Origin of the sequence: Streptomyces laculatispora (assembly GCF_017353455.1) — a bacterium.
Classification (GTDB): domain Bacteria; phylum Actinomycetota; class Actinomycetes; order Streptomycetales; family Streptomycetaceae; genus Streptomyces; species Streptomyces laculatispora.
On the sequence record NZ_JAFMPZ010000024.1, the window covers coordinates 1 to 17633 of the forward strand.

The following is a 17633-nucleotide window of genomic DNA, read 5'->3' on the forward strand; positions in this document are numbered from 1 at the left end:
CCAGAGCACCAGGTCGGCGAGCTTGCCGGGTTCGACGGAGCCGATGACATGGTCGATGCCGTGGGCGACGGCCGGGCAGATCGTGTACTTGGCGACGTAGCGGCGGGCCCGTTCGTTGTCGGCGGGCAGTTCGCTGCCGCGGTCGCCGAAGCGCTGCTTCATCACATGGGCGACCTGCCAGGTGCGGCAGATGACCTCACCGATACGGCCCATGGCCTGGGCGTCGGACGAGGTGATGGAGAGGGCCCCTATGTCGTGCAGGATGTCCTCGGCCGCGATGGTACTGGCCCGGATGCGGGACTCGGCGAAGGCGAGGTCCTCGGGGACGCGCGGGTTGAGGTGGTGGCAGACCATCAGCATGTCGAGGTGTTCGTCGACGGTGTTGACGGTGTGCGGGAGCGTCGGGTTGGTGGACGCCGGGAGGATGTTGGGGTGTGAGGCGACGGTGATGATGTCGGGCGCGTGGCCACCGCCCGCGCCCTCGGCGTGGAAGACGTGGATGCCGCGTCCGGCGATGGCGTCGAGTGTGCTCTCGACGTAGCCGGCCTCGTTGAGGCTGTCGCCGTGCAGGGCGACCTGGAGACCGTAGGCGTCGGCGGCCTTCAGGGCGGCGTCGATGGCGGCGGGGGTGGCGCCCCAGTCCTCGTGGACCTTGTAGCCGCCCGCACCGCCGAGCGCTGCCTCGCGCAGGGCCTCCTCGCCGACGGTGGAGCCCTTGCCGAACAGCATGATGTTGAGCGGGACGCGGTCCAGGGACCGGTGCATCATCGCGAGGTTCCAGGCACCGGGGGTGACCGTGGTGGCCTTGGATCCCTCGGTGGCTCCGGTGCCGCCGCCGATGACGGTCGTGGTGCCGGTGGCCAGTGCCTCGTGGAGGGTCTCCGGCATCAGGAAGTGGACGTGGGTGTCGACGGCTCCGGCGGTCAGGATGCGCCCCTCGCCGGAGACGACGTCGGTGCCGGGGCCGATCACCAGCTCGGGGTGGACGCCCTCGCCGATGCCGGGGTTGCCGGAGCGGCCGAGGGCGACGATCCGGCCGGCCCGGATACCGATGTCGGTCTTGACGATGCCCCAGTGGTCCAGGACCACGACGTTGGTGATGACGAGGTCGAGGGCGCCGTCGGCGCGTGGCGTGGTGGCCTGGCCCATCGATTCGCGGATGGACTTGCCGCCGCCGAAGACCGCCTCGTCGCCGCCGAAGCAGCGGTCCTCCTCGACCTCGATCCAGAGATCGGTGTCGGCGAGCCTGATGCGGTCTCCGGTGGTGGGGCCGTAGAACGCCGCGTATGCGGCGCGGGTCAGTTGTGCCATGTCACACGCCCTCCGTTTCTGCGGCATCCTGTGCGGCGCCTGCTGCTGTACCTTCCGCGCCCCGGAACCAGGGCGCGGTGCGGACGACGATGCCCGGCACCGTTCCGCGTCCGCCGAGCTCGACGAGGGTGATCTCCGCGCCGACGCCGGGCTCGAAGCGCAGCGACGTACCGGACGGGATATCGAGCCGGAATCCCTTGGCCTGCGACCGGTCGAAGGAAAGCGCGGGATTCACATCGAAGAAATGGAAATGCGATCCGATCTGAATAGGCCGGTCCCCGTCGTTCACCACGGTGAGCTGCAATTTCCGACGGCCGGAATTCACGTGGATCACGCCGGCCCCGGTCCGGATCTCGCCGGGGATCACGGGATCGGCGAGGTGATCGTGACGAGCTTGCGCCCGTCGGGGAAGGTCGCTTCGACCTGAACGTCGTGCAGCATCTCCGGGACACCTTCGAGCACGTCAGCGCGGGTGAGTACGGACCTTCCCAGAGTCATGAGGTCGGCGACCCCGGCCCCTTCCCGGGCCCGTTCCATCGCCCAGCAGGCGAGCAGGGCGACGGCCTCGGGGTAGTTCAGGCGCACGCCGCGCTCCCGCCGGTCGCGGGCAACCATTCCGGCAACACTCAGCAGCAATTTCTCCGTGTCGGACGGAGTGAGAAACATGGGAAACCTCCATGGCGGCAGTTTCCCGGAATTCCCGGAATCGCCTTGGCCACCGTCCTCTTATAAGCCTCCGGGCAGGGCCGTGGCAACTTGCGCCACACCGCAAAAAGTCCCTTTCTTGCATCATGACCCACTATATACGGGCAAAGCAGACAAATTTTGGTCATCGTGGGACCATGCGAGAGGCGGCCGCACACCCCGGTTCAGGGGTGCGCGGCCGCCTCAAGAGGAAACCTCAGCAGGTCACTTCAGGCCGAAAGCCCGGATGATCTCCTGGTCCACGGTGAAGCCGTCTCCGGCCTCGGCGTGCGCCTTGAGCGAAACCGCGGTGGCGCCCTTCTTCGGGGTCTTGAACCGGGCGGTCCAGGAACCGGCCGAGTCGTTCTTCAGCTGCACCGCGCTCCAGCTCTCCCCGTCGTCGTAGCTGACCGACAGCGAGGCCTTCTTCGCCTTCACCGCACCGTCCAGCCACTCCTGCGTGGCGGACGAGAGACCGATCTCGGTCGTCTTCCCGGCCTTCACGTCACCGGCCAGGTCGGTCTTGACGTCGTAGTCCAGCTGGAGGAGCGGGATGTCGGCCTGTCCCGGTCCGGCCGGGTCGATCGCGCCCGAGAGGAAGTTCCACTCGGTGTGGGTCCGGATCGAGGTCTTCCAGGTCCCCTCGTCGCGCGAGGCGTCGAGCGCGAGGCGGTAGGGAAGCTTCTCGGGCGGGAGGTCGAAGGCGTAGCCCGCGCGGCCGGCCTTCTTGGTGAGCTGCTTGTCGCCCTGGAAGAAGGCGATGGTGCCGCTGTCGTACTCCTTGTCAGGCATGGAGCCGGAGTGGCCGGCACCGGAGTCCGTCCACGGCGTGATGTTGAACTGGATGTCGTTGTTCTCGGAGCGGAACGGACCCCAGTAGCCGGTGCCCAGTCGCGGGTGGCTGACCGGTGCGAACCACGAGTCCCGGTAGTCGCGGCCCGCCTGGTAGTCCATGCTGCCGCTGCGCTCCTCCAGCGCGGTGTCCGTGCCCTCGTCGTTGAAGACCGAGTGGTCCTCGTACCAGAACGAGGCGCCGGGCAGCGGGTTGACCCATTCGGTACGGGTGGCGGGGTACTTCTCGTACTCCGCGAAGCCGATGCCGTAGCCGTAGTCGGGGATGTCGTAGCGGTAGCCGCCGCCGACGACGTCGCGGTTGCCGTAGAAGGTGTTCTCCACCTTCGCCAGCTGGCGGACGGCCGGAGCGAAGGCCAGCGAACGGTCCGGGATCGTGCCGTCGTGGCGGTCGACCAGGTCGTACACGTAGCGCGCGAACCTCCGCTGTTCGACGGTCACCATCTTGCCGCGCTGGGCGGCCTTGACCAGTCCGTCGCCCGCCAGGCGCTGAACGGTGGCGATCGGGATGGCCGCCGTGGTGCCGTAGTCGGTGTAGGCCTCCATCAGCACGCCGTCGCCCCGGTTGACGACGAAGAGCGCCTCGGCACCGGCCGCGACCGCGGCCGCGATCCGGTCGGCCGGGGTCACCGCGGTGCTGCTGCGGATCACGACGGCCTTGCCCCTGGCGCTGATGCCCCGGTAGTCGGCGGCGGCGCCGTCGCCCGCGAAGACGCTGCCGAGCTTCTTCCGGCTGTCCTCGGCGACGGGGGATCCGCTCTGCATCGTCACCGGCACATCACGGCCGTCGGCCGTCAGGTCGATCAGCTTCTCGCCCTGCCGCCAGCGGGTCAGGAAGGAGAAGCTGCCCTTGGTGACCTTCTTGGTCGGGCTCGCCCACAGCTGGTCGTACGTCAGCGGGATCTGGTACGCGTCGCGCTGGACGGTGCCGTCCGGTGCGGTGCGCGCCATGTCGTAGCGCAGCTGGCGGTTCTCGGTCTCCTTCGGCGTCCGCACGCTGACCTTGCGGGCCTTGGAGGCGTCGAGGGAGACGGTGGTCGCCTTGTCGAGGACGATCTCGGGGGCCGCCAGGAAGGCGAGGGCCTGCGAGTCGGCGGTGTCGCCCTTGATGTCGGCGGCGGTCCAGGCGGTGTAGTTGCCCGGCGGCAGCCGCAGGGTGGTCTCGCCCTCCACCGGGACGACGCCCAGGTTCTCGTCGCCGAGGGCGGCGAGGACGACCTGTCCGTCCATCGGCTTGCCCGCGCGGTCGCGCAGCTCGATCTTCAGGTCGTAGAGCTCCTGCTCCTTGTTGAGCGCGAAGCCGGTGTGCGCGACGGTGGCGCCGGTGGCGTCCTTCGCGATCACCTGTCCGGAGAAGGTGGTGTTGTTCTCGGCCTTGGACGGGTCGAGAGAGAGCACGGCCTCGGCGGTCGAACCGGCGGGCACGGTCAGCTGCTTCGCCGACAGCGTGTAGGCGTCGGCGTCCGTGTCGGTCGCCAGGTCCAGCGTGACGTCCGCCTTCCCGGTGTTGCGGTAGGTGATGGTCCGCTCGGCGACCGGGTCGGAGTCGGAGTGCGGCCAGTTGTAGGACGCGACCGCGACGGAGCCGGTGGCCTCGATCGTGGTGTCGATCGCCGCCTTCACATCGAGCCGGCCGCTGCCCTGCTCGTACGGCGTGTAGTCCGGCAGTTCCTTCGACGAGGTCATCAGCGCGTCCTTGATGCGCTGACCGGACCAGTCGGGGTGACGCTGCTTCACGATGGCGGCGGCGCCCGCGACATGCGGCGTCGCCATCGACGTACCGGACATCGACTGGTACATGCCCTCGATGCCGGGGACCGACTGCGAGGCGGCGGCGTTGATGTCCACGCCCGGGGCGGAGAGGTCGGGCTTCAGACCGTAGCTGCGGGTCAGCGGGCCCATGGAGGAGAAGCTCGCGCGGTTGTCCTGCTTGTCGACGGCGGCGATGGTGAGCGCCTTCTCCGCCGAGCCGGGCGAGCCGATGGTGCCCGCGCCGTAGGCGTTGCCCGCCGCGATCACGAAGAGCGGACCGCCGTCGGCCGAGAGGGCGTCGACGGCCTGCGACATCGGGTCCGAACCGTCGTCAGGGATGCTGGAGCCCAGGCTCATGGAGACGACGTCGGCGCCTTCCGCCTTGGCCCACTCCATCGCCTCGATGATGCCGGAGTCCGCGCCGGAGCCCTCGTCGCTCAGCACCTTGCCGATGATCAGGCCGGCGGCCGGGGCGACGCCCTTGTTGAGACCGCCGGACGCGGCGCCGGAGCCCGCGATCGTGGAGGCGACGTGCGTGCCGTGGCCGTTCTTGTCGTCGACCTCCTGGCCGGGCACGAAGCTCCTGGCCTCCAGGACGCGGTCCTTGACGTCCGGGTGGTCGGCGTCGATACCGGTGTCCAGGACGGCGACCTTGGAGCCCTTGCCGTCGTAGCCGGCGGCCCAGGCCTGCGGGGCGTTGACCTGCGGGACGGAGTCCTTCAGCGCGGCCTCGACCCGGCCGTCGAGCCAGAGCCGGTCGATGCCGTTGTCGAGCGAACGGGCCTTGGGCGTGGCGGCGATGTCGTCCCAGAAGGCGCGGGTGGTGGCCTTGGCCGCCTTCAGCGCCGCTCCGTGGATGCTCTCCAGCCGGCGGACCGTCTTGCTGCCCCGGGGTGCGGCGGGCAGCGAACGGGCCTTGCCCGCCGGGTAGGTGGCGATCAGCGGGATGCCGCCGGACTTCTCGTCGTCGTACCCCATCTTCGCGAGCGCGGTGACGTTGAAGAGCCGGCGGTCCAGCTTGCCGGCGGCGATCAGGCCCGCCGCCTCGTCGGGCAGGACGTAGACGTCGTCGCCCGCCTGCTGGACGTGCACTCCGCCGGACGCGCCGTCGGGGCGGTCCACGGTGACGGTGTCCTGCTTCCCGGCGCCGTCGGCGTAGTGGACGACGTCCCCGGTGAGCAGGGTGATGTCGTACTGCTTGACGGGGGCGGCCGGGTGGCCGGTGAACGGGAGGTGGCCGGTGGCCGCGGAGGCGGCGCCCGTGGCGGGGAGCAGTGCACCGCTCACCAGGGCGACGGAGGTCGCTATGAGGAGGGCCCTGCGCCCCGCACGAACGGGTCTCGCCCGGCCGGAGACAGTGGAGGGGGTGAATGTCATGCAGCTGATCTACCGGTAAATCGGCGGCTGCGGTGAGGTTCACACCTGGCGTGAATGCGCCGTGGCGGCAACCCGCCGGTCGGCGCGGGTGCCCGCGGAGGGCCAGTTCAGGCCACGGAGGCCATGCGCCCGGCGGGCGGCACGGCGCTGCTGTGATGGATCGGGGTATGCGCGCCGGTCAGCGGAACACCGCTGCCACCGCGCCGGGCGGCGACGATCTCGGCGGCTATCGACAGGGCGGTCTCCTCGGGCGTACGGGCCCCCAGATCGAGGCCGATCGGCGAGTGCAGCCGGGCCAGTTCCCGTTCGGTGACCCCGGCCTCGCGCAGCCGGTCGTTGCGCTGCAGATGCGTGCGGCGCGAGCCCATCGCGCCGACGTACGCGGCCGGCAGCTTCAACGCGGCCTCCAGCAGCGGGACATCGAACTTGGCGTCATGGGTGAGCACGCACAGGACGGTACGGGCGTCGACGCCGGTCCTGGCCAGATAGCGGTGCGGCCAGTCGACGACCAGCTCGTCCGCTTCCGGGAATCTGGCCTTCGTGGCGAAGACGGGGCGGGCGTCGCACACCGTGACGTGGTAGCCGAGGAACTTCCCGGCCCGCACCAGCGCGGCGGCGAAGTCGATGGCCCCGAACACGATCATCCGGGGCGGCGGGACGCTGGACTCGACGAGCAGCGTGAGGGGCTGCCCGCAGAGCGAGCCGTCGGCGCCGATGGTGAGGGGGCCGGTGCGGCCCGCGTCCAGCATCGCGCGGGCCTCGGCGGCGGCGGTGCGGTCGAGCTCGGGGTGTCCCCCGAGCCCGCCCTCGTAACCGCCGTCCGGCCGGACCAGCAGGGGCCGGCCGAGGAGTCCGGCGGGCCCGTCGGTGATCCGGGCGACCGCGGCCGCCTCCCCCCGGGCGGCGGTGGCGAGCGCGGTGGCGTACACCGGGCGGGCGGGGTCGTCCGCCCGGACCGGTGTCACCAGGATGTCGATGATGCCGCCGCAGGTCAGACCGACCGCGAAGGCGTCCTCGTCGCTGTAGCCGAACTGCTCCCGGACGGTGATGCCGTCATCGAGGGCCTGTTGGCACAGTTCGTACACCGCGCCCTCCACACACCCGCCGGAGACCGATCCGATCACCGTGCCGTCACGGTCGACGGCCAGTGCGGCGCCCGGCTGCCTGGGCGCGCTGCCCCCGACGGCCACGACGGTGGCCACCGCGAAGTCGCGTCCCTGCCCCACCCATCGGTCGAGCTCCTCGGCGATGTCCAGCATCTCGGTCTCCTTGACGGATGTGTGAAGAGCCGTGCGTCAGCTGACGCCCAGCCAGCTCTCGAGCGGGTGGAGCGCGAAGTAGACGATGAAGATCACCGTAAGCCCCCACATGAAGGCCCCGACCTCGCGGGCCCGGCCCTGGGCGACCTTGATCGCGACCCAGGAGATGACACCTGCCGCCACACCGGTGGTGATGGTGTACGTGAACGGCATCAGGACCACGGTCAGGAAGACCGGGATGGCGACGGCACGGTCGCTCCAGTCCACGTGGCGGGCGTTCTGCATCATCATGGCGCCGATGACGACCAGGGCGGCGGACGCCACCTCGGCCGGCACGATCGCCGTGAGCGGGGTGAAGAAGAGACAGGCCGCGAAGAACAGGCCGGTGACGACGGAGGCGAGTCCGGTACGGGCTCCCTCCCCGACTCCGGTCGCCGACTCCACGAAGACCGTCTGCCCGGAGCCACCGGCGACGCCGCCGATCGCACCGCCGGCGCCGTCGATGAACAGCGCCTTGGACAGGCCCGGCATCCGCCCCTTGTCGTCGGCCAGCTTGGCCTCCGTACCGACACCGATGATGGTGGCCATCGCGTCGAAGAAGCCGGCCAGCACGAGGGTGAAGACGATGAAGCCGACAGTCATCGCGCCGACATCGCCCCAGCCGCCGAACTGGACGTCCCCGAAGAGCGAGAAGTCCGGCGAGGAGACCGCGGAACCCTTGAGCTCGGGCGGGCCGCTGCTCCAGATCTTCGGGTCGACATCGGCGAGCTTGTTGATCACGATGGCGACCACGGTGCCGACGACGATGCCGATCAGGATCGCGCCGGGGATGTTGCGGGCCTGGAGCATGAAGATGAGCAGCAGCGTCACCGCGAAGATGAGGACGGGCCAGCCGGCGAGTTCACCGGTCGGGCCGAGGGACACCGGGGTGGCGACGCCCTTGCCCACGAATCCGGCCTTGTAGAGGCCGATGAGCGCGATGAACAGGCCGATGCCCATGGTGATGCCGTGCTTCAGCGCGAGCGGGATCGCGTTCATGATCAGCTCACGCAGACCGGTGACCACCAGGAGGCAGATCACCAGGCCGTACATCACGCACATGCCCATGGCCTGCGGCCAGGTCATTTCGGGGGCGACCTGTGAGGACAGGACGCCGGAGACGCTGAGCCCCGCGGCGAGCGCGAGGGGAACCTTGCCGACGAACCCCATCAGCAGGGTGGTCGCCGCCGCCGCGAACGCGGTGGCGGTGATCAGACCCGGCTGGCTGAGGATGTTGCCGTCGACATCCTTGCCGCCGAGGATGAGCGGATTGAGCAGCAGGATGTATGCCATGGCCATGAACGTCGTGACACCGCCGCGCACTTCGCGTGCGACGGTCGATCCGCGTTCGGATATGTGAAAGTACCGGTCGAGCCAAGATCTGCCGGCGGGGACGCGCGAGCCGGGGCCCGCTTCCTCCGCGGTGGTCGTGGGCTCCACTGACTGCTGGGTCATGATGCCTGACTCCCAAGGTTCACAGGGGCACCCGCGATGGAGATTCGAGATGCGGGATTTGGGATGACTGCGCGGGCGGCACGACCCGGGGGACGGCCCGAGGCGAACTGTTCATGCAGAGTGGATGTACGGGTACGGCTTCTGCGGTGGTTCCGGTCAAGAGCCGCGAGCGGTGCGGAGCTTGGGTCCTCCGGGCGGTGCGGGCACAGGAAGTGTGACGTTCCCTGGATGCGCGCACCGCCCGGAGAGCTGTGGAGGAGCCCCGGTCAGGCGCCGGTGAGGTGCTCGGGTCGTACCGGCGTCCTGTTGAGCTCCAGTCCCGTCGCGTTCCGGATCGCCGCGAGGACGGCCGGGGTGGACGACAGGGTGGGGGCCTCGCCGACGCCACGGAGCCCGTACGGGGCGTGGTCGTCGGCGAGTTCGAGCACGTCGACCGGGATGGTCGGCGTGTCGAGGATGGTGGGGAGCAGGTAGTCCGTGAAGGAGGGGTTGCGCACCTTCGCGGTCCTGGGGTCGACGATGATCTCCTCCATGACGGCGATGCCCATTCCCTGGAGGGTGCCGCCCTGGATCTGGCCCACGACCGACAGCGGGTTGAGTGCCTTGCCGACGTCCTGGGCGCAGGCCAGTTCGATGACCTTGACCAGTCCGAGCTCGGTGTCGACCTCGACGACCGCGCGGTGGGCGGCGAAGGAGTACTGGACGTGGCCGTTGCCCTGTCCGGTGCGCAGGTCGAAGGCCACGGTGGGCCGGTGGCGCCACTCCAGCTCGATGTCGACCGCCTCGCCCTCCAGCACGTCGGCCAGATCGGCCAGTACCTCGCCGCCGTCGGTGACGACCTTGCCGCCCTCCAGGAGGAGTTCGGCGGTGGCCCAGGCGGGGTGGTACGTGCCGAACTTGCGGCGGCCGATCTCCAGCACCTGCTCGCGTACGGCCTCGCAGGAGTTCTTCACGGCGCCGCCGGTGACGTACGTCTGCCGGGAGGCGGAGGTCGAGCCGGCCGAGCCGACCCGGGTGTCGGCCGGGTGGATGGTGACCTGGGCGACGCCGAGTTCGGTACGGGCGATCTGGGCGTGCACGGTGACGCCGCCCTGTCCGACCTCCGCCATGGCGGTGTGCACGGTCGCGACGGGTTCGCCGCCGATGACCTCCATGCGCACCCGGGCGGTGGAGTAGTCGTCGAAGCCCTCGGAGAAGCCGACGTTCTTCAGGCCGACCGCGTAGCCGACACCGCGTACGACGCCTTCGCCGTGCGTGGTGTTGGAGAGTCCGCCGGGCAGCGCCCGCACGTCGGCCTCCTCGCCGGCGCTCTCCCACTGACGCTCCGGCGGTAGCGGCCTGGCCTTGACCCGGCGCAGCAGCTCGGCGACCGGGGCGGGCGAGTCGACCTGCTGCCCGGTCGGCAGCAGGGTGCCCTGCTCCATGGCGTTGAGCTGCCTGAACTCGACCGGGTCCATGCCGAGTTCGGCGGCGACCTTGTCCATCTGCGCCTCGTAGGCGAAGCAGGCCTGGACGGCGCCGAAGCCGCGCATCGCGCCGCACGGCGGGTTGTTGGTGTAGAGGGCCAGCGCCTCGATGTCGACGTCCTCGATGACGTACGGGCCGACGGCGAGCGAGGAGGCGTTGCCGACGACGGCCGGGGAGGCGGAGGCGTAGGCGCCGCCGTCCAGCACGATGCGGCACTTCATGTGCGTGAGCTTGCCGTCACGGGTCGCGCCGTGCTCGTACCAGAGCTTGGCCGGGTGACGGTGGACGTGGCCGAAGAAGGACTCGAAGCGGTTGTAGACGATCTTCACCGGCTTGCCGGTGCGCAGCGCCAGCAGGCAGGCGTGGATCTGCATCGACAGGTCCTCGCGGCCGCCGAAGGCTCCGCCGACGCCGGAGAGCGTCATGCGGACCTTGTCCTTGGGCAGGCCGAGGACGGGAGCGATCTGGTTCAGGTCGGAGTGCAGCCACTGGGTGGCGACGTACAGGTCGACGCCGCCGTCCTCGGCAGGCACGGCCATGCCGGACTCGGGGCCGAGGAAGGCCTGGTCCTGCATGCCGAAGACGTACTCACCGCTGACCACGACATCGGCGCGGGCCTTCGCCGCCTCCGCGTCGCCGCGGATGACCGGCTGGCGGTGGACGATGTTGGGGTGCGGTACGTGGCCGATATGGTGGTCGTCGCGGTTCTCGTGGACGAGGATCGCGTCGTCGGCGGTCGCGGAGGCCTCGTCGGTGATGACGGGCAGCTCGCGGTAGTCGATCTTGATCTTGGCGGCGGCGCGGCGGGCCGTCTCCGGGTGGTCGGCGGCGACGAGCGCCACCGGCTCACCGTGGTGGCGGACCTTGCCGTGGGCGAGGACGGGGGTGTCCTGGAACTCCAGGCCGTAGTTCTTCACCGCGGTCGGCAGGTCGTCGTAGGTGAGCACGGCGTAGACGCCGGAGGTGGCGAGCGCCTCGGCGATGTCGATCGAGACGATCTCGGCGTGCGCGACGGTGGAGCGCAGGGTGTGGCCCCAGAGCATGTCCTCGTGCCACATGTCCGAGGAGTACGCGAACTCGCCGGTGACCTTCAGGATGCCGTCGGGCCGCATCGTGGACTCGCCGATGCCGCCCTTGGTGCGGGTGCCCTGGTTGATATTGGTGGGGGAACCGGTAACGCCCATCGTCTAGACCGTCTCTTCCGCGCGGGCGGCCGCGAGGCGGACCGCGTCGAGGATCTTCTCGTAGCCGGTGCAGCGGCAGAGGTTGCCGGAGAGCGCCTCGCGGATGTCCGCGTCGGAGGGCTCCGGGGTGCGCTCCAGCAGCTCGTCGGCGGCGATCAGCAGGCCGGGGGTGCAGAAGCCGCACTGGACGGCTCCGGCGTCGATGAACGCCTGCTGGATCGGGGAGAGCTCACCGGTGTCCCGGGTGTCCTCGCCGCCCGGCTTCGCCTCCCACCGGCGGGCCTTGTCCAGTGCGGTGCCGCAGGCACCGGAGGCGCAGCCGGTGCCCGGGTGGGCCTCGGTGCGGTGGGCGGCGAAGTCGGCGAGGCCTTCTACGGTGACGACCTCGCGGCCCTCGACCTGGCCGGCGGCGACCAGGCAGGAGCAGACCGGGACCCCGTCGAGGCGGACGGTGCAGGAACCGCACTCGCCCTGCTCGCAGGCGTTCTTGGAACCGGGCAGGCCCATCCGCTCACGCAGGACGTAGAGGAGGGACTCGCCCTCCCAGACGTCGTCGGCCTCGTGCCTGCGGCCATTGACCGTAAAATTGACGCGCATGGTTATGCGGCTCCTTCGGTGCTGCGGCCGTTGCCGCGGTACGTCTCCCAGGTCCAGCCGAGGGTCCGGCGGGCCATGATCCCGACCGCGTGCCTGCGATAGCTCGCGGTGCCGCGGACGTCGTCGATCGGGTTGCAGGCACCCGCGGCGAGCGTGGCGAACTGTTTGGCGACGGACGGCGTGATGATCGTGCGGCTCTCCCAGAACCCGCCCTCCTCGAGGGCGGCGTTCAGAAACTCCTCGGCCGCCTTCGCCCGTACGGGTGTCGGGGCGGCGGATCCGATGCCGGTACGGACGGTGCGGGTCTCGGGGTGCAGGGCGAGGCCGAAGGCGCAGACGGCGATGACCATCGCGTTGCGGGTGCCGACCTTGGAGTACTGCTGCGGCCCGTCGGCCTTCTTGATGTGCACGGCCCGGATCAGCTCGTCCGGTTCCAGGGCGTTGCGCTTGACGCCGGTGTAGAAGGCGTCGATGGGGATCAGCCGGGTTCCGCGTACGGACTCGGCCTCCACCTCGGCGCCCGCGGCGAGCAGCGCCGGGTGGGCGTCCCCGGCGGGCGAGGCGGTGCCCAGGTTGCCGCCGACGCCGCCGCGGTTGCGGATCTGCGGCGAGGCGACGGTGTGCGAGGCGAGCGCCAGACCGGGCAGCTCGGCCCGCAGGTGCTCCATGATGGCGCTGTACGGGACAGATGCGCCGAGCCGTACGCTCTCCTGACCCACCTCCCACTCGGACAGTTCACCGATGCGGTTCAGGTCCAGGAGGTACTCGGGCCGCCGGTGGTCGAAGTTGATCTCGACCATCACATCGGTGCCGCCCGCGATGGGCACGGCCGTAGGGTGCTCGGCCTTGGCGGCGAGCGCCTCCTCCCAGCTGGCGGGGCGAAGGAAGTCCATGAGTGGCTCTCTTCTTCTCAATCGGGTCGTTCGCTGGGGCTGGGGACGGCCGGCCCTCGACTGGTCGTTCATACGTTGTTCACGCGGTGTGTGACCCAGTACACAAGCCTTGCTCCACCTGGTGCAGTCACCGAAACCATGAAGGAGTTGGCTGGCCTTCGTCCTCGTCTTGTAGATTCGAACGAATGACGGGTCTCTGTGACCTCACCGCAACACCCAGTTTTCACCCGCACCAACGAACGAGATCGGCGGCGACGAGATGCGGCTGCGCGCACTGCTGGAGACCGACGCGCTGGGCCTGCGGCTCCTCGGCGGCGACGACGAGCTGGACCGGTCGGTCCGCGGCGTGATGACCACCGACCTGCGGGACCCCAGCCGCTATCTGACGGGCGGCGAGCTGGTCCTGACCGGTCTGGCCTGGCGCCGGGACGCGAAGGACTCCGAGCCGTTCGTACGTATCCTCGCGGGCGCCGGTGTCGCCGGGCTCGCGGCGGGCGAGGCGGAGCTCGGCGACATCCCGGACGATCTGGTCGAGGCGTGCCGCCGGCACCGGCTGCCGCTCTTCGCCGTCAACGAGAGCGTCGCGTTCGCAACGATCACCGAGCATGTGGTCCGCCAGGTGTCCGGCGAGCGCGCCGGTGATCTGGCGGCGGTGGTCGACCGGCACCGCCGGCTGATGACGTCGGGACCAGCGGGCGGCGGACCGGAGGTGGTCCTCGATCTGCTCGGCTCCGACCTGGACCTGCAGGCCTGGGTGCTCTCGCCCACCGGCCGGCAGATCGCGGGCGCCGGTGCGCCGCTGCCCGGACCGGTCGGCGCGGAACTGGCCGGTGCCCATCTGGCCGCGGTCCGTACCGGCCGCCGCGCCCCCTACCGGGCGGCGATCGGCGGGGTGGCGTATTCGCTCTTCCCGATCCGGAACAACGCCAGGGGTGCCGTGCCGGCCTCCCGTGATGTGCGCGAGTCGGTGCTCTCCGACTGGCTGCTCGCCGTCGGGGCCGACGCGAGCGACTGGCCGGCCGCCCGGCTCGACCTGCTCCAGGGCGTCACCCAGCTGATCGCGGTCGAACGCGACCGGCGGGACGCGGCCCGTACGGTGCGCCGCCGGCTCGCCCAGGAGGTCCTGGAACTGGTCCAGGCGGGCGCCCCGCCCGCCGAGATCGCGGCCCGGCTGCGGGTGGCCGCGCCGGTCCTGCTGCCCGGCCTCGGAACCGCGCCGCACTGGCAGGTGGTGGTGGCCCGGGTCGACTGGGACGAGCAGGGCGCGCCCGGCTCCGGCATCGCGGGCGGCCCGGTCGCCCAGGCGCTGCTGGAGGAGATCCTGGTCGACCCGGCCGTGACCGGCCCCGACTCCGCGGACCGGATCGCGGTCGCGCACTTCGGCGACGAGGCCGTCGCGCTGGTGCCGCTGCCCGCCGTCGCTCCCCCGGCCGGGGATGCGCAGGACGCGGCGGACCCGGACGGCCCGGAGCCCTCGGAGAAGGATTCCGCGCTGCACGCCGACGTCCTGCTGGCCGCCGTCCGGGCCCCGCTCTCCGCGGGTCTGGCCGACGACGGCCGCCTGACGCTGGGGGTCAGCGCCGCGGTGCATTCGCCCGAGGGGCTGCGCGGCGCGCTGGAGGAGGCCCGGCACGCCCGCCGGGTGGCGGCGGCCCGACCGGGGCGGGTCTGCGCGGCCGGCCATCACGAGCTGGCCTCGCACGTCCTGCTGCTGCCGTTCGTCCCGGACGACGTGCGTCGCGCGTTCACCGCACGGCTGCTCGACCCGCTGCGGGACTACGACCGGCGGCACCGCGCGGAGCTGATCCCGACCCTGGAATCGTTTCTGGACTGCGACGGTTCGTGGACCCGCTGCGCGGCCCGGCTGCATCTGCACGTCAACACGCTGCGCTACCGGATCGGGCGAATCGAGCAGTTGACGGGGCGTGACCTTTCACGGCTGGAGGACAAGCTCGATTTCTTCCTCGCCCTGCGTATGAGCTGATTCCCGGGGGCTCCCGCGGCCCCGGCGGCTTCCGTTGATTGTGAAAACTTTCACCTGACATTGCCTCGACCTCTTGGCCGGGCATGCCATTCCGTGCTGTGATGCGGCCAGACTCAACAGCTCAATGGCGCGCTCGGGGAGGGCAATGTGGCGTATACCGCCATGTCTGGTTCCGGAACGACAGCAGATGACGATCCGCCGCTCCAGACAGCGGTATGGCGGTTGAGGTCACGCGCCTGCTGGACGGACGCCGCGGCACTGCTCGAACACGACGCCGCCACCGATCCGGCCGCGGCGCTCCAGCGGACGGCTCTGCTGACCGAGCGGTGTCTGTACACGGGACAGGGCTGGACCGATGCCGAGGACGCGCTGCGCACCGCCGAGGCCCTGGCCCACGACGACGCCGAGCGCGGGGCCGCCGCCTGCGAGCGCGGACATCTCGCGTACGCCTCGACGCTGCTCGGTGTGCGGGACCGGGCCGACGAGGCCCGGGTGGCGCTGAGCCGGGCCGCGGCGCTGCTGGCCCCGGCCGCCGCGGGCCGCCCGCTGCTCGACTTCCGGCGAGGCCTGATCGCCCAGAACATCGCCGATTCGCCACAGGCCGCGCGCGCCGCGTACCGCAGGGCCCATGCCGGTGCCACCGCCCAGGGCGACGAACTGCTCCTCTCCTCCACCTGGCGCCATCTCGCCCTGATCGCCCTGCGCGAGGGGGAGTTGGCGGAGGCCAGGCACGGCTTCGCGGAGTCCCTGCGGATAAGGGAGGAGCTGGGCTACCTGGTCGGTACGGCCCCGGCGCTCATCGCCATGGCGGACGCCGAACCGGAGCCCGAGGCGGCGACCCGGCTGCGCGCCGAGGCGGGCAGGCTCTTCCGGCTGCTCGGCGGCGTACCGACGTGGCTGGCCCCGCACATCGACCCGCCGGGGCCGGAGACGGCCGAGTCCAACTGAGGCCGCACCCGGGGGCCCTGCCGCACCTGCCGCAGTCAGCCCCCGGAGCCGGTGAAGTGCTCCCGTACGAGTGACTGCACGACCATCACGTCCTGGGCGATCAGCGCGTCCAGAAGCGCGGTGTGCTCGGCGGCGTCCGCCAGCAGGTCGGCGCGGCGGGTGACGGGGTTGGTCTCCAGGGGCCACTGGGAACGGCGGTGCAGCTCGTCGGCCACCGTCACCAGCTGGGCGTTGCCGGAGAGGGCGAGCACCGCTCCGTGGAAGGCCCGGTCGGCCTCCGCGTAACCGGCCCGGTCGCCGCTGGCCGCCGCCGCCACGGTGGCGTCGGCCAGCGGGCGCAGGGCGCACCAGCCCGCCGGCGGCACGGTGCGGGCGAGCCGCACCATGACCGGGACCTCGATCAGCGCCCGTACCTCGGCCAGTTCGGCCAGCTCGCGCGGGCCGCGCTCGGCGACCCGGAAGCCGCGGTTCGGCACGACCTCGACGGCGCCCTCGACGGCCAGCTGCTGCATCGCCTCGCGCACGGGGGTGGCGGAGACCCCGAAGCGGGCGCCGAGGGCCGGGGCCGAGTAGACCTGTCCGGGGATCAGTTCGCCGTCGACGAGGGCGGCGCGCAGGGCCTCCAGGATCTGGCCGCGCACGGAGTGCCGCTGCACCACGACACGCGGCGGGGGCGGCTCGCCGTGGGTGTGCTCACCGCGGGCCTGTTCGGGCACCCGGACAGACGAGTGGGCGGTCGCGGACGCGGCCGACGCGTGCGGCGGACGCACTTCCTCACGCGCTCTGCCCTGCTCCACGGGTACCTCCTCGGCCGGCCGGGTACGGCTCGCCTGTGCCGTGCCCCTTGTGCACGATAGGCGGAGGAGGCCGCAGTTCAAACATCGATCAGGTCAGGTAAGGTAAGGCTTACCTCTAAACGATCGCGATACGGTGGTCCTCGTATGCCCCTCCCCGCCCTGCTCCCCGCAGCGACAGCCTCGGCCGTGGCCGAGGCGTACGCGCGCCTGGCCGAGGTCTTCCCGGGCCTGCGCGCCGAGGTGCTCGCGGACGGCGAGTCCACCCCGGGCGGCGTCGGCTGGGTGGGCGCGCACGAGCTCGCGGCCGGCGGCGGCGCCCTGGACACCTTCCTCGCCTGGGACAACGAGCAGGTGCTGCGGGACTACGGACAGCAGGCCCGGCCCGACGTGGTCGCCAGCTTCGGCCTGCACCGCTACGCCTGGCCGGCCTGCCTGCTGGTGACGGTGCCGTGGTTCCTGCACTGGCGGGTGCCCCGGATCCCGGTCGAGGACGTCGCCTTCCAGCGGGCGCTGGGCCATCTGACCGTCCGGGTGCGGGAGTTCGCCTGCCTCCCCGACGATCCCGCGGCGGCGCTGCCAGGCGCCCGGGTGGTGGCGGACGAGGCCGCGCTGCGCGCCGAGGTCCTCTCGTCCGTGGCCGAGCACCTCGGGCCGGTGCTCGACGGCTTCGGGCCGCGGATGCGGCGCGGCAAGCGGGCCCTGTGGGGCATGGCGACGGACGAGATCGTCGAGGGCCTCTGGTACATCGCCCACCTCCTGGGCGAGGAGCGGCGCGCCATGGCCGAGCTGGAGGCGCTCCTGCCGGGCACCACGAAGCCGTACGTCGGCACGGCGGGCTTCCGCGAACTGACCGGACCGGACGGCGAGTCGCTGCCGACCCGGGACCGGGCGAGCTGCTGCCTCTTCTACACGCTGCGGCCCGAAGACACCTGTGTCACCTGCCCGCGCACCTGTGATGCCGACCGGCTCCAGAAGCTGACGCCCGCTCCCTGATCCACACCGCCCGTAAGGGTGACGTGATTCGAACGCAACTG

Annotated in this window: 13 protein-coding genes; 3 read left to right on the forward strand and 10 right to left on the reverse strand. The window is 71.1% G+C overall.

Going from position 1 to position 17633, the window contains the following annotated elements; all coding sequences use genetic code 11:
* The 9 genes from J1C73_RS00890 to J1C73_RS00930 form a co-directional block, all read right to left on the reverse strand.
* Positions 1 to 1311 (reverse strand): urease subunit alpha (locus J1C73_RS00890; RefSeq protein WP_207314612.1); only part of this gene is annotated, 1311 nt, incomplete at its 3' end.
* Between the two features lies 1 nt (position 1312).
* Entirely contained in the window at positions 1313 to 1678 is a 366-nt protein-coding gene (locus J1C73_RS00895; RefSeq protein WP_207314615.1) for an urease subunit beta, read from the reverse strand.
* Complete coding sequence (locus J1C73_RS00900; protein ID WP_123463531.1) at positions 1675 to 1977, reverse strand: urease subunit gamma; 303 nt, start codon at positions 1975 to 1977, stop codon at positions 1675 to 1677. The genes J1C73_RS00895 and J1C73_RS00900 overlap by 4 nt, the downstream gene beginning before the upstream one ends.
* A gap of 243 nt (positions 1978 to 2220) precedes the next feature.
* On the reverse strand, positions 2221 to 5976 hold the full coding sequence (locus J1C73_RS00905; protein WP_207314616.1) for a S8 family peptidase: 3756 nt from the start codon (positions 5974 to 5976) through the stop codon (positions 2221 to 2223).
* Positions 5977 to 6083: 107 nt separating this feature from the next.
* Positions 6084 to 7235: an XdhC family protein gene (locus tag J1C73_RS00910; protein WP_207314618.1), complete on the reverse strand. Its 1152-nt coding sequence runs from the start codon at positions 7233 to 7235 to the stop codon at positions 6084 to 6086.
* A gap of 36 nt (positions 7236 to 7271) precedes the next feature.
* Positions 7272 to 8729, reverse strand: a complete 1458-nt coding sequence (locus J1C73_RS00915) for an NCS2 family permease (protein ID WP_123463525.1) — start codon at positions 8727 to 8729, stop codon at positions 7272 to 7274.
* Positions 8730 to 8995: 266 nt separating this feature from the next.
* Entirely contained in the window at positions 8996 to 11380 is a 2385-nt protein-coding gene (locus tag J1C73_RS00920) for a xanthine dehydrogenase family protein molybdopterin-binding subunit (protein WP_207314620.1), read from the reverse strand.
* Between the two features lie 3 nt (positions 11381 to 11383).
* Complete coding sequence (locus J1C73_RS00925) at positions 11384 to 11977, reverse strand: (2Fe-2S)-binding protein (protein WP_123463521.1); 594 nt, start codon at positions 11975 to 11977, stop codon at positions 11384 to 11386.
* Between the two features lie 2 nt (positions 11978 to 11979).
* Complete coding sequence (locus tag J1C73_RS00930; RefSeq protein WP_123463519.1) at positions 11980 to 12870, reverse strand: FAD binding domain-containing protein; 891 nt, start codon at positions 12868 to 12870, stop codon at positions 11980 to 11982.
* Positions 12871 to 13129: 259 nt separating this feature from the next.
* On the opposite strand from J1C73_RS00930, the gene J1C73_RS00935 reads away from it, so the two are divergent.
* Both J1C73_RS00935 and J1C73_RS00940 read left to right on the forward strand, forming a co-directional pair.
* The gene (locus tag J1C73_RS00935) at positions 13130 to 14854 is read left to right on the forward strand and encodes a PucR family transcriptional regulator (protein WP_207314621.1); all 1725 of its coding nucleotides are present in this window, start codon (positions 13130 to 13132) and stop codon (positions 14852 to 14854) included.
* A 162-nt stretch (positions 14855 to 15016) separates the two neighbouring features.
* Positions 15017 to 15802 (forward strand): hypothetical protein, encoded by a 786-nt coding sequence (locus J1C73_RS00940; RefSeq protein WP_123466243.1) that lies wholly within the window; start codon positions 15017 to 15019, stop codon positions 15800 to 15802.
* A 35-nt stretch (positions 15803 to 15837) separates the two neighbouring features.
* On the opposite strand, the gene J1C73_RS00945 is transcribed toward J1C73_RS00940, so the two are convergent.
* Positions 15838 to 16599, reverse strand: a complete 762-nt coding sequence (locus J1C73_RS00945) for a GntR family transcriptional regulator (RefSeq protein ID WP_207314623.1) — start codon at positions 16597 to 16599, stop codon at positions 15838 to 15840.
* 144 nt (positions 16600 to 16743) lie between these two features.
* On the opposite strand from J1C73_RS00945, the gene J1C73_RS00950 reads away from it, so the two are divergent.
* Positions 16744 to 17592 (forward strand): (2Fe-2S)-binding protein, encoded by an 849-nt coding sequence (locus J1C73_RS00950; RefSeq protein WP_207314624.1) that lies wholly within the window; start codon positions 16744 to 16746, stop codon positions 17590 to 17592.
* The last annotated feature ends 41 nt before the right edge of the window (positions 17593 to 17633 follow it).

Excerpts from the sequence above, each read along its gene's own strand:
- J1C73_RS00900 (WP_123463531.1), bottom strand. The coding sequence starts at position 1,977 with ATGTTTCTCACTCCGTCCGACACGGAGAAATTGCTGCTGAGTGTTGCC.
- J1C73_RS00905 (WP_207314616.1), bottom strand. The coding sequence starts at position 5,976 with ATGACATTCACCCCCTCCACTGTCTCCGGCCGGGCGAGACCCGTTCGT.
- J1C73_RS00910 (WP_207314618.1), bottom strand. The coding sequence starts at position 7,235 with ATGCTGGACATCGCCGAGGAGCTCGACCGATGGGTGGGGCAGGGACGC.
- J1C73_RS00915 (WP_123463525.1), bottom strand. The coding sequence starts at position 8,729 with ATGACCCAGCAGTCAGTGGAGCCCACGACCACCGCGGAGGAAGCGGGC.
- J1C73_RS00920 (WP_207314620.1), bottom strand. The coding sequence starts at position 11,380 with ATGGGCGTTACCGGTTCCCCCACCAATATCAACCAGGGCACCCGCACC.
- J1C73_RS00925 (WP_123463521.1), bottom strand. The coding sequence starts at position 11,977 with ATGCGCGTCAATTTTACGGTCAATGGCCGCAGGCACGAGGCCGACGAC.
- J1C73_RS00930 (WP_123463519.1), bottom strand. The coding sequence starts at position 12,870 with ATGGACTTCCTTCGCCCCGCCAGCTGGGAGGAGGCGCTCGCCGCCAAG.
- J1C73_RS00935 (WP_207314621.1), top strand. The coding sequence starts at position 13,130 with ATGCGGCTGCGCGCACTGCTGGAGACCGACGCGCTGGGCCTGCGGCTC.
- J1C73_RS00940 (WP_123466243.1), top strand. The coding sequence starts at position 15,017 with ATGTCTGGTTCCGGAACGACAGCAGATGACGATCCGCCGCTCCAGACA.
- J1C73_RS00950 (WP_207314624.1), top strand. The coding sequence starts at position 16,744 with ATGCCCCTCCCCGCCCTGCTCCCCGCAGCGACAGCCTCGGCCGTGGCC.